Raw genomic sequence first — 11,702 nt, forward strand, 5'->3', positions numbered from 1 at the left:
GTATGCCATTTACAGTTGCAATTGTCGGCCGTCCGAATGTCGGAAAGTCATCGCTCTTTAACAGAATAGTTGGTGACAGAGTTTCTATCATCGACGACGTCGCAGGCGTCACTAGGGACCGTATCTACGCCCAAACTGAGTGGTTAACTAAAAAGTTTAGTCTAATTGACACAGGGGGCATTGAAGTAGGTGATGCTCCTTTTTTAACTCAAATTAAGCACCAAGCAGAAATCGCAATGGATGAGGCTGATGTTATCATCTTTGTGGTTGATGGTAGCGTAGGATTAACCGATAGTGATTACTATATTGCTAAACAACTATATAAAACAGAAAAACCAGTAATTGTTGCAGCAAATAAGATTGATGATATTTCATTAATTCAAAATGCATACGAATTTTACTCATTAGGTTTTTCAGACCCAATTCCACTTTCTACACATCATGGTATTGGTATTGGTGATTTACTCGATAAGGTACTTTCATACATGACTCAAGAAGATAAACCAAAAGAAAAAGGTGTAATATCTTTTGCTGTTATTGGAAGACCAAATGTCGGAAAATCATCTTTAGTAAACGCCATTTTAGGTGAAGATCGTGTCATCGTTTCTCCAGTATCTGGAACGACAACCGATGCGATTGATACGACCTTTACTAAAGATAAACAAAAATATACAGTAATTGATACAGCAGGTATTAAAAAACGTGGTAAGGTTTATGAAAACTTAGATAAGTATTCAGTCTTACGTGCGTTAACTGCACTAGAACGTGCCGATATTGCTTTAATCGTTATTGATGGTGAACAAGGTATTCAAGAACAAGATGCCCACGTTGCAGGCTTTGCACTGCAATATATGCGTGGTGTCATTATTGTTGTTAATAAATGGGACGCTGTTAAAAAAGACAGTAAAACAATGAAGAAATTTGAAGAAAAAATTCGTGATGAATTCAAATTCTTACCATTTGCTCCAATTGTTTATCTATCAGCTAAAGAAAATGAACGCGTTCACACATTATTCCCAGTGATTAATCAAGTTTATGAAAACTTTACTAAAGAATTACCAACAAAATTAATTAATGAAACACTAGCTGATGCAGTTGCAATGAATCCACCAGCAGTATTTAACCAAGGTAAGGCTAAATTCAATTATGCAACTCAAACGGATATTAAACCACCGACAATTACAATGTTTGTCAATGATCCAAACTTTATTCATTTCTCATATGAAAGATATCTACAAAATCAATTTAGAAGTGTGTTCGACTTAACGGGTACACCGCTTAAGTTCACTTTCAGAAAGAAGGATACTTATGAAGATTAGTGTAATTGGTGGCGGCTCATGGGGTACCACCTTAGCTCAAGTTTTACAAGATAATGGTCATGAGACACTGGTTTATGACATTAATAAAGAAGCAGTTGATAAAATTAACAATGGCATCCATCCGTTTTTTGATAATGAAATCTCAGGCATTAAAGCAACTGCTCAATTAAATGATGCACTTTTATTCTCTGATTATTTAGTTTTAGCAGTGCCAACTAAATTTATGAGAGAATCATTAAGAGAAATTAATGCATTATCACATCGTAAAAACTATTTCATAAATGTTTCAAAAGGTATTGAGCCAAGTACTTTAAAACGAGTTTCAGAAATCGTTAAAGATGAAATAGCTCCAGAATACTTTGGGGCATATGCAGCCTTAACAGGTCCATCCCATGCGGAGGAAGTTATTCTGCGTAAATTAACTGTTTTAACAGCAGCAAGTGAAACAATTTGGTTTGCTCAAACAGTTCAAAAATTATTTTCAAATCGTACATATTTAAGAATCTACACTTCTGATGATTTAATTGGATGTGAAGTTGGTGGTGCGATTAAAAACGCCATCGCTATTGTATCAGGCATTATGACTGGTTATGGTTTAGGCGAAAATGCACGTGCTGCTTTAATCACACGTGGCATATTAGAAATCGTCAGAGTCGTCGTTGCAATGGGTGGTAAGAGAGAAACTGCCTTTGGTTTAACTGGTATTGGTGATTTAATTGTAACTGCATCAAGTTACAATTCTAGAAACTTTAATGCTGGTTTAAAGATTGGACAAGGTGTTCCAGTTGAACAAGTTTTACGTGAATCTAAGATGGTTGTTGAAGGTGTTAGAGCAATTCAAGCTGCAAAAGATTTATGTATTAAAGAAGGTATTGAACTCCCAATCATTGAAGTTGCTTATGAAGTAATCTTTAATAATTTAAAAGTTGATGAAGCAATTGTTTTACTTTTAACACGTGAATTAAAGGCTGAAACGCTAGAATAAGCCAATATGTATTATTTGTAAACACGTATTTACTATGATATAATCAAAATATCTACACAGGAGGATAAAGAATAATGAACAAAACAGAGTTAGTCGCACATGTTGCGGATAAGGCTGGAACAACCCAAGTGTTGGCAGAAGCGGTTATCAACGCTTTTACAGAAGTCGTAACTGAGACACTTGCGAACAGGGGAGAAAAAGTAGTTGTAACAGGTTTTGGTACTTTTGAAGTAAGAAACCGTGTAGCTAGAAAAGGCAAGAATCCTCGTACTGGGGAAGAAATCGTCGTCCCTGCACAAAAAACCCCTGCATTTAAAGCGGGAAAACTCTTAAAAGACGCAGTTAAGTAATATGCATGAAGTAGTCTCAACTTAAGTTGAGGCTTTTTTTTCGGTTTTCATATATAATATACTTAAAGAGGGAGGGGAACTGCTTGGACTTATTTAAACTAGCCTTTGATAATGATATATCATCACTTCAATCTAACCTAGATTTCATTGGTGTAAAAGATCCTAAGGGTAAAAATCTACTACATTATGCTGTACTTGGTAGTGCATATGATGTTGTTGATTATTTAATCAGTCAAGATATGGATGTTAACATGACTGACCAATTAGGAGAAAGTGCACTTTTTGATTGTGCAAGAAAAGGTAAACTCCTCATTGCTAAAAAACTATTAGGGAAATTCGCTAAAGTTGACCTTTTAAATAATCGTAATGAAACAGTCCTTCATTTAGCTTGTCATAAGGGTAACTTAGACATGGTTAAACTCTTTATTGAAGCTGGTGCGAATCCACTATCTAAAACAACAGAAGATCGTCTACCAATTCACTACGCGATTATGGCTGGTCATGTGGATTTAATCAATTATTTAATGGAAGTATCTAAACTATCTTGGTTTTACCAAGATGAAGCATCAAATTCATTTTTACATTATGCTGCAAAGACAACAAGTCTTTCAATGGTTGATTTATTTTTAAACCAAAATTTAGATCCTAATCAATTAAACGACCAATTTGAAACACCACTCTTTAATGCTGTTAGATTTGGCACCAAAGATACTGTATTACGATTATTAAAAGTAGATGCTTATATTGATTTAATAAATAGACGTTATGAAACTCCAATCATGCTAGCAAGATTAAGTGATCATCAAGATATTGTAAGAACATTAGAAGAATGGAAAAATAGTCCATACTATGCTAAATTAGTTGATAATCAAAACCTAACATTAGCAGTCTTAAATCGTGATTACAATAAACTTCGTCAACTACTAGAATCCGGAGCAAGATTAAAAAAGGACCGTTTAAAATTAACGGCCCTAGATTATGCAACTAAATATAAACTTCAAGTATGTATCAATTTACTAAGACCTTACGCTTAAGGTCTTATTTTTTTATTGTAATCCAAAGACAGCAAGTAGTGAAATCACCATTGCGAACAAATTATAACCAGCATGAACTAACATGTTGATGTATATATTTTGTTTGTTCTTAATGTAAACATATCCTAACACAACCCCACCAATGATATAAGATACACCAGTTGAAAAGGCAAGTAAGAAATCACCACTTAAAATTTCTGTTGTCACATGGATTAATCCAAAACATACGGATGAAACAATAAGTGCGGTCGTAGGTTTCTTAAAGAGTGAGAAGAATGCTTTTCTAAAGACTAATTCTTCAACCACTGGTGCAAGAACAACTGCAATAAACACCATAACAAACCAGAATGGACCAGTTAGTGATCTTTCAATTGATAATTGATTTACAGAAATTTGTTCTGGTGTACCGGTAATCAGATTAAATAAATTTGTAAATATAGTTGATGCAATATTTCCGCCTAAAATAAGTAATACACCAATCACCACATTACCTAATGTTTCAGACCAAGGAATAGATTTAAAGCCTGGGAAATCATATTTAAATGATGGTTTTAATAAGAATACCATACCAACTGTAAATCCAAGATATAAAACTAATTGGAAGACTTCAGCAAAGGTTGAATCAACATTTAAACCTTCAACTGTATACAGATTATTCTCTGTTAAATATGTATTTAAACCAGTAGAATTTAAGAATACAGGTATATCATCTTCTGGTATATAGAATGAAATGTTAGCATTATTAGCCCATTTAAGTTTTTCACCTGCTAAAATTGAATCTATTGCTTCATCTTTGAAACTGTATGAATCAGTAGATACAGTAAGATTATCAGCATTTGATTCAGCTTCAAGGAAGCCTGCAAATCGATTAATATAAAAACCATAACCATCTTTTGAATAAATTTTATATAAAAATCTTTGAGTATCTGCATTATCTGGGAATTCAGATTCCTTTAAAATAAGTAGTGCATTTGCATCTAGCATTGCTGATTCAATCGCATTTTCACCTGGTGTATAAGTGACAAAGACACCATTATCCTCAGGTCCTAATGCAATTAATAGGAAGGTAATGATAAATGTCGGTAGGATTAAATATCCGATGTAAGATAAGATTGCCCAAATAAATCTTTTCTTATGTTTGGTATTGAACTCGATTTCTTTGTTATGTAACGGCGTAAATTCTTTTTCGAGATCATCTAATTGTTCTTGCATGTTATTCTCCTTAAAAAAATTTTTCATAATTCTATTATACATGAAAGCCTTATATTTCATTTAATGTTATAATTGAAAGTAGATTGAAGGGAAGATTTCATTATATGAAAATTGCAGTAGTAACTTCAAATAAACATAAGTTAGAAGAACTCTCAAATTTTCTTGAAAATGAGGGATTTTCTTTTATTCAAATTAACCCAAAAGAAACTGATTCACCACAAGAAACAGGATCAACATTTTTAGATAATTCAAGAATTAAATCAAGGCATTATTCAAAAATTTTAGGTATACCAGTCATTTCTGATGATTCAGGATTAATGGTAGATAGTTTATATGGTCTCCCAGGATTGTTTTCTGCCCGTTATTCAGGCTTAGGTGATGCAATTAATAATCAAAAACTATTAAAATCACTTGAAGGAAAAGAAATAAGAGATGCACGTTTCATTTCGATCATCTCTATTGCATTTCCTGATGGTAAAACATTTGATTATGAAGGTATCTTTAAAGGTAGCATCGCAGAAGCACCATCAGGTAATGAAAGTTTTGGGTATGATCCAATCTTTATTCCAAAAGGTGAAGATCAAACACTTGCAAGTCTAGGTAGTATTTATAAGAGTAAAAATTCGCACCGCGTATTGGCACTACAAAAATTAGTGGAGGGTAAGGATGAAATTATTAATTACTGGCGATTTACATGGCAGAAGTGATTTATTAAAGAAGATTCTTGAAAAAGAAACTGACTTTACAATGCATCTTAATACCGGTGATTTAGGTATCGATATTAAAACCATGGAAGAGACCAAGATGATTGCTGTTAAAGGTAATAACGACTATTATTTTGATTTACCTACAGAAAGAATTATCGAAATCGATGGGTTAAAGATTTTATTGACTCATGGACATCTCCAAAATGTTAAATACGGATTACAGGACTTAATTGATTTAGCGGAACAATTAAAAGTAGATATTTGTATATTTGGCCATACACATGAACCTTTTTACAAAAAGATTCATGATATAACTTATATTAATCCTGGTGCATTATCTGGATATTTTGAAAAAAGTTATGTTGTGCTAGAAAAAGGAAAGGTAAGTTTTATTCATGTCGATTGAAAAAGAAATGTTAAAAATTGCTAAAGAAGTCTTTAGCGTCGAAGATAATGATGTAGAAGTCGTTTCTAGATTTAAAGGTGGTATGAGTAACTACACATTCTTAGTTAAAGTTAAAGGTGAACCATACACGATAAGAAAAATTGGTGAAGGTGGAGAACCATTAATTAATTTACAAGTTGAAAAACAACATTTAGATTTAGTACAACCACTTGGATTATCTAGTGATGTTGTCTATTTTGATACAAAAACTGGTATTAAGGTATCAAAATATATCGAAGGTACACCACTTTCAGAAAATTTTGAAGAAAGTGATTACTATGAAGTAGCAGCTGTTTTAAATAGATTGCATCAATCCAATGTTAAAGGTGTTGATTATGACTTAAAAGGACGTCTAAGACGTTATGAAAAGTTACTAGCTGAACCACCTTTACATGAATACTTTATGTTAAAACTTTTCTGGTTAAAAATGTATGATGAAGAGTTTATTGAGTATCCTAAAGTATTTTGTCATGGTGATGCTCAAAGATCAAACTTTGTCAAATCACCAGATAAACTTTATTTACTAGATTGGGAATTCACTGGTATGAATGACCCATTCTATGATATTGCATCATTCGGTAATATACACTTTGAAGATGCAGAAAAACTTTTAAACTTTTATTTAGAACGTGAATCAACAGTTGATGAATTAAGAAGACTTAGATTCTATCGTATGTATCAAGTGCTTCAATGGCATATTGTTGCAACTTATAAACATCAACAAGGTATGAGTGAAAAACTACATTTAGACTTTAACATGATAGCTGATAAGTACTTGAAAAAAGCAGCAGAGTTATTTGAAAAAATTAAAGGGTGATATCTTATCAAACTCCAATATTTATTAGAACTGGCACCGAGTCAAAGTGCGGTTTCTGAAATTGAATCATTTTTAAGTTCAAATACATTAACGGTTAAAAATTATTTAACCGTTTTTACCCATTTATTAAAGATGAAATATGAAATGGGTTATTTCAAAGACGTTTATGAACTTGGCAATAAGTATTTTAAAGAATTTGAAAAGGATTTAAATATTGTTGAAGCAGAGAAACTATTTGAATTGGTATGCTTAGCAGCCATAGAACTTAAGCAATTTGAAAAAGCGTATCAATTCTATACTTTAAGAAAAAATGTTTTACCGATAACCAAACGTTATCTTGCAGAACTTAACTTAATTGAGTTTAAAAAGAAAACGCATCAATCCTACTTAGTTGAAATTGAGTCTTTAATCCAAGATGTCATCCCTGATGATATCAAATTAAAACTTTCAAAAGAGTTATTAGAACTTTATTTAGAACGTAACGATGGTCCAAAAGCATTAGCACTTATTGAATCAATGAAAAGATTGGATCCTCAACATAGTTATGTTCCAAACTATTTAAAAGTTTTAGTTAAACTTGGTAATATTGATGAAGCTAAAGCAGTAGCATTACAGTATAAATCAAATCCTAAATATGAAATGGATGCGTTTTTAGTTTTATTAAAGATTTATATTGATGAAAAAGATTTCCACCGTGCAACCATCCTTGATGCGGATTATGCTTATAAAATTGATAATATGGAACAAGATTATCAAATTGAAGCATATACTTTACTGGTTGATTTATATACGAAACAAAACAATAAATTATCAATTGACTTATATCAAAAGAAATTAAAGTCCTTAAAAAAGATTGAGAGTAAAACAAAGCTTCAAGAAGAAAAAAATGAAGTAAAACCGCAAATCAATTTGAGTGAAGATTTTGAAATTAAAACACCTTTTAAACAGACTAAGTCAGCTGTTAATTTAGAACAAATCAATTCAATCATTGAACTGATGGCATTTTCTCATCAAATTACTGAAACCAAGCAACTAAGAGACTTTCTACGTAGTTTCTTTATGAAAGCTGAAGAGGTTATTACGGTCAAGGATTTTATTGTCTTCACAAAAAAAGATGAAATGCTTTATCACTATAAAAAAGAACGTTTGTATGATAAGGCACTTATTAAATCTTCTTATCAAGAAACTTTAATTGGACAAATTCTAACTGATGGTGAAGAAAGATTTGGTGAACCTCAAGCATTTAAATATGACACAAACATTTTAACTTCTAAACCATATGATGATTCAGTCAAATATATATATGGATTTGCATTATTTGATTTAGGGGTTTTCTTAGTACATCTTGAAAAGGAAGTATCTGATCCAGCAATTTATTTTGATCTTTTTAAAGGTATTTCAACAATTATCTATACCTGTTTAACTGATGAAGAAAAAAGAAATCGATTAAAAGTTCAAAATGAATTTTTAAACAATGTCGTGAATTCAAGTATCTTAGCAATTAGAACAATGAGTGAGTATCAAGTTGCATACAATATTGAAGCTCAAAAACTTTTATATGTAGACTCGCATTTACCGCTAGAAATCTTCTTAAATCGTCTTTTACCTCACGAGGTAAAGAACTACGAGAAGACTCTAACAAGACTCTTTAGGGAGCCGGGATTGTTCGATACATTGATTTATCACTTTAACGAGAAACAAATTAAAGAAAAATTGGTCTCAATTAAAGATCAAGACCAAATTAAGATAGTTTCTGTTTTTGAAGATTTAACTAGTTTTTTTGAAGAAAAGAGTAAATTAGTTATGGAAGCCACTGTAGATTTTGATACCAGTTTACAAAATTTAAATGCACTTAATCAAAGAATGCCTGAATTAATAAATGAAAAGGGGTCGATGATTTTAATTAATTTTAATGAATCAATCTTACCAATTTATGGTTATGAAGATACATTAAAATTCTTTAAAGAATTTGGTCAAGTGACAAAAAGATTTTTTGAAGATGGTGAAACCTATCGTTTTTCAACTAACCAACTATTTGTCTATATTCCATATAACGATATCCGTTCAGTTACAAAAATAGTTAAAGATTACATAAAGTATATCAATGCATATGAATCTCAAGTGATTTCATACGAGAAATTCTTCCCTAAATTAGCAATCATTAGATATCCAGTTGTAACAGAGGAAAAAAATCCTGCAAAATTATTTAGATATTTAGAGTTATCATTAGATGTCTTAAAGCGTCAAGATCATAGTGATGATTTTATCTTCTTTGAACATAAGATTTATGAAGATGAAGTATTTGAACAACAAGTGATTAATTACTTGAATCAAGCAATTGAAGGCCATCAATTAGCATTATCATTCCATCAATTAATTGACATGCAAAGAAATGTTGTATGGCAATATGAATCAGATTTGATTATGGAAAACATTGATATTGATTCAAAATACTTATTATCGATAGCTAAAAAACGTAATCGTTTATTTGATTTAGAAAAGCACCATATGACATTAGTTGCTGAGTTCTTGTCATTACTTGAAAAAGAAACTGGAAAATTAATTAAGATTACAATTCCAATATCAAAAGAATCATTCTTAGATCCGAATTTTAATCCATTCGTGATAGGCTTATTTAAAAAATTCTCGATTCCGTTTGAATTTATTAGATTTAAAGTTAAAGCTGATTCAATAAAATCATCAACTTATTTAACTCAAATCAACGAACTAATCGATACTGGTATTGGTATGGATGCAACCTCTGTTGAAGTAGTTTTATCATTCCCATTTAATGCGCTGCATTTAGATGATAAAAAAGGTGACCCTAAATGGTATGACTATGTAAGGATGTTAAAATCTTTACTTGAAACACATCAGATGGCACTTGTTATTAGAAATGTTCGCAGTAAGGATCAAAAAGAATATTTAGAAAATTTAGGAATTAGATACATTGAAGGACCAATCTATAAACGTATTAGTGCAGAACAATTACTTTATAAGATAGCAGGTAATTCTCATGGAGAAAATAGTTGAATCCATTAACAATTTAGCATTTGATGCAAAAATTAGAGCACAAAGTTCACTGTCCATTTTAGGACATGTTGATGGTATGATTAATGAATTTAAAGCAAGAACATCAAATGATAAATCAAGTATATTACTTGATGTCTTTGGTTTGTTACAATCACTTTTTGTTGGTATAGATGCACTATACCAACTTTCGTTTTCAGCCACTAAATATAAATATCATATTAACATTAATGCCAACAACAACTTAAGAATGTTAAAGTACTTAAGAAATGATGTTGTGGGACATCCGACGAATAGAAACTATGAAGATGGTTCTTATGGATTTTCAGAAATATTAGAAAAAGAAATAACTAGAAATTCGATGAGTTATGTTACCTACATCATTAAAGATAAAGAAATTATTAAAGATAAAACAACAATTGAATTTAAACGTGTGCTTGATGCTTATACAAAAGAAAAACATAATTTGATGAGTGATTTAAATAATTATCTATCAAGAAATAAGATAAAATTAGAATCCATTGGCTATCTTGTTAATATGTTTGAAAAAGGTATCAAAAACAGCTTTGAATTAAAAGATATTGTTAAACTCGAGTTCTTGATTAAAGACGAACAAAACATTGCTAAAGAGGCAAATAACCGTTTTGTATGGCGTTTAGAACTATTAAAGAAACTTTATCACTTAGAAGATCAAAAATACGTAGAATATATTAAATACTTAAGACTTAAAGAGATTTTAAATATTTATAAAATGACACTTGATATTTCAAATAAGAAAGCAAAAATGCCAACTTTGAAGTTGCCGAAAATATTAGCTGATATTAAATCAATTGTCAAACAAAATAAATCCATAAATGAACTAATTAAACATTTGAACGAATCTCTTCATCCAATGTTCAAATATGATTTATCTCACTTAATTGATCAAATTAATGATGAAGAAATTAAAGAATTCTTAAAATGGTTTGAGAATTTAGAAGATAATGACCTAAGTTATGTAGTTGGTAAGTCCTTAAAGGATTTAAGTAAATAATTATGGTATAATATTAAGGTAAGAGAAAAAGGAGTTTGATGGAATTATGGCATGGAGTAATGAAACATATATAATCGGTGAACGTGTAAAAGTTGAAGGAGAACGCGATAGCGGAGTCATCACCAGACTTGATTTAGATCGTGGCTTAGTTTATGTGATGTTTAAACGTCTTCGTGAAGAAGCTTATCAATATCCTGAAGCAATCGAAAACCAAACATTAATACCGTTAGTACACAAAAAAGATTAAGAATCCGCAAGGATTCTTTTATTTTTACCCCGTTTTTTTTTATAAATTTGTGGGAAACTCACACAATTTAACTATCACAGTTCATATTAAATGACAAAGCCTTTTTTAAGTGATAATATATAGTCAAACTTAAGGAAGGAGACAGTGTTATGACGGATAAAGCATACAAAGAATGGTTACAAACTGAATACATTAAAAAGAAAAAACCAACGATTGATGCCTTACGTGCAATGACTGTTGACGGCCTATATGATCATATTAAAGCATATAAAGAATTTATGCTGGAATTAATCAATGATTACGAACAAGAAATTATTGATGGTAACATTCAAAAACAAATTGAAAAACAATTAAGACAAATTGATGTGTTAGAAAATTTCTTAGCTGAAGGTCTAACACAAAACTTAGTACAATTAATGCTTGATGAGGATATCATTATGCACTTAATTAATAAAGTTAGAAAAGAACAAAATATTGGAGCTTATTGTGAAATATCTTTTGAATAAGATATTTCTTTTTTTTT

At 30.8% G+C, this 11,702-nt stretch carries 12 protein-coding genes; 11 read left to right on the forward strand and 1 reads right to left on the reverse strand.

Annotation, left to right across the window (positions count from 1 at the left end):
- The first annotated feature begins 2 nt into the window (after window positions 1–2).
- The 4 genes from der (at window position 3) to PG914_RS04520 (ending at window position 3,688) form a co-directional block, all read left to right on the forward strand.
- Window positions 3–1,319 carry a ribosome biogenesis GTPase Der gene (gene der, locus PG914_RS04505; protein WP_488822516.1) on the forward strand — a complete coding sequence of 439 codons (1,317 nt, stop codon included), beginning with the start codon at window positions 3–5 and terminating at the stop codon, window positions 1,317–1,319.
- Window positions 1,309–2,304 (forward strand): NAD(P)H-dependent glycerol-3-phosphate dehydrogenase, encoded by a 996-nt coding sequence (locus PG914_RS04510; protein ID WP_488822517.1) that lies wholly within the window; start codon window positions 1,309–1,311, stop codon window positions 2,302–2,304. Before der ends, PG914_RS04510 begins: the two co-directional genes overlap by 11 nt.
- A gap of 74 nt (window positions 2,305–2,378) precedes the next feature.
- Window positions 2,379–2,654, forward strand: coding sequence for an HU family DNA-binding protein (locus PG914_RS04515; protein WP_488822518.1), 276 nt, complete (start codon window positions 2,379–2,381; stop codon window positions 2,652–2,654).
- A gap of 83 nt (window positions 2,655–2,737) precedes the next feature.
- Window positions 2,738–3,688, forward strand: coding sequence for an ankyrin repeat domain-containing protein (locus PG914_RS04520; RefSeq protein ID WP_488822519.1), 951 nt, complete (start codon window positions 2,738–2,740; stop codon window positions 3,686–3,688).
- A 12-nt stretch (window positions 3,689–3,700) separates the two neighbouring features.
- On the opposite strand, the gene PG914_RS04525 is transcribed toward PG914_RS04520, so the two are convergent.
- Window positions 3,701–4,900, reverse strand: coding sequence for a CPBP family intramembrane glutamic endopeptidase (locus tag PG914_RS04525; protein WP_488822520.1), 1,200 nt, complete (start codon window positions 4,898–4,900; stop codon window positions 3,701–3,703).
- Between the two features lie 104 nt (window positions 4,901–5,004).
- Here PG914_RS04525 and rdgB point away from each other — a divergent pair, with 104 nt between their 5' ends.
- The 7 genes from rdgB (at window position 5,005) to PG914_RS04560 (ending at window position 11,685) form a co-directional block, all read left to right on the forward strand.
- Complete coding sequence (gene rdgB, locus PG914_RS04530) at window positions 5,005–5,607, forward strand: RdgB/HAM1 family non-canonical purine NTP pyrophosphatase (RefSeq protein ID WP_488822521.1); 603 nt, start codon at window positions 5,005–5,007, stop codon at window positions 5,605–5,607.
- On the forward strand, window positions 5,567–6,013 hold the full coding sequence (locus PG914_RS04535; RefSeq protein ID WP_488822522.1) for a YfcE family phosphodiesterase: 447 nt from the start codon (window positions 5,567–5,569) through the stop codon (window positions 6,011–6,013). Before rdgB ends, PG914_RS04535 begins: the two co-directional genes overlap by 41 nt.
- A complete protein-coding gene (locus PG914_RS04540) occupies window positions 6,003–6,869 on the forward strand; it encodes a phosphotransferase (RefSeq protein WP_488822523.1) in 867 nt (288 codons plus the stop codon). Before PG914_RS04535 ends, PG914_RS04540 begins: the two co-directional genes overlap by 11 nt.
- Window positions 6,870–7,001: 132 nt before the next feature.
- Window positions 7,002–9,902 (forward strand): EAL domain-containing protein, encoded by a 2,901-nt coding sequence (locus PG914_RS04545; protein ID WP_488822524.1) that lies wholly within the window; start codon window positions 7,002–7,004, stop codon window positions 9,900–9,902.
- Window positions 9,886–10,932 carry a hypothetical protein gene (locus PG914_RS04550; protein WP_488822525.1) on the forward strand — a complete coding sequence of 349 codons (1,047 nt, stop codon included), beginning with the start codon at window positions 9,886–9,888 and terminating at the stop codon, window positions 10,930–10,932. The genes PG914_RS04545 and PG914_RS04550 overlap by 17 nt, the downstream gene beginning before the upstream one ends.
- A gap of 46 nt (window positions 10,933–10,978) precedes the next feature.
- The gene (locus PG914_RS04555; RefSeq protein ID WP_488822526.1) at window positions 10,979–11,179 is read left to right on the forward strand and encodes a hypothetical protein; all 201 of its coding nucleotides are present in this window, start codon (window positions 10,979–10,981) and stop codon (window positions 11,177–11,179) included.
- Window positions 11,180–11,328: 149 nt separating this feature from the next.
- Entirely contained in the window at window positions 11,329–11,685 is a 357-nt protein-coding gene (locus tag PG914_RS04560) for a hypothetical protein (RefSeq protein WP_488822527.1), read from the forward strand.
- The last annotated feature ends 17 nt before the right edge of the window (window positions 11,686–11,702 follow it).

It is taken from the genome of Acholeplasma sp. ORD1043, assembly GCF_057808485.1.

Coding starts and splice junctions, on each gene's coding strand:
- der (WP_488822516.1), top strand. CDS start 3: ATGCCATTTACAGTTGCAATTGTCGGCCGTCCGAATGTCGGAAAGTCA.
- PG914_RS04510 (WP_488822517.1), top strand. CDS start 1,309: ATGAAGATTAGTGTAATTGGTGGCGGCTCATGGGGTACCACCTTAGCT.
- PG914_RS04515 (WP_488822518.1), top strand. CDS start 2,379: ATGAACAAAACAGAGTTAGTCGCACATGTTGCGGATAAGGCTGGAACA.
- PG914_RS04525 (WP_488822520.1), bottom strand. CDS start 4,900: ATGCAAGAACAATTAGATGATCTCGAAAAAGAATTTACGCCGTTACAT.
- rdgB (WP_488822521.1), top strand. CDS start 5,005: ATGAAAATTGCAGTAGTAACTTCAAATAAACATAAGTTAGAAGAACTC.
- PG914_RS04535 (WP_488822522.1), top strand. CDS start 5,567: ATGAAATTATTAATTACTGGCGATTTACATGGCAGAAGTGATTTATTA.
- PG914_RS04540 (WP_488822523.1), top strand. CDS start 6,003: ATGTCGATTGAAAAAGAAATGTTAAAAATTGCTAAAGAAGTCTTTAGC.
- PG914_RS04545 (WP_488822524.1), top strand. CDS start 7,002: ATGAAATATGAAATGGGTTATTTCAAAGACGTTTATGAACTTGGCAAT.
- PG914_RS04550 (WP_488822525.1), top strand. CDS start 9,886: ATGGAGAAAATAGTTGAATCCATTAACAATTTAGCATTTGATGCAAAA.
- PG914_RS04555 (WP_488822526.1), top strand. CDS start 10,979: ATGGCATGGAGTAATGAAACATATATAATCGGTGAACGTGTAAAAGTT.
- PG914_RS04560 (WP_488822527.1), top strand. CDS start 11,329: ATGACGGATAAAGCATACAAAGAATGGTTACAAACTGAATACATTAAA.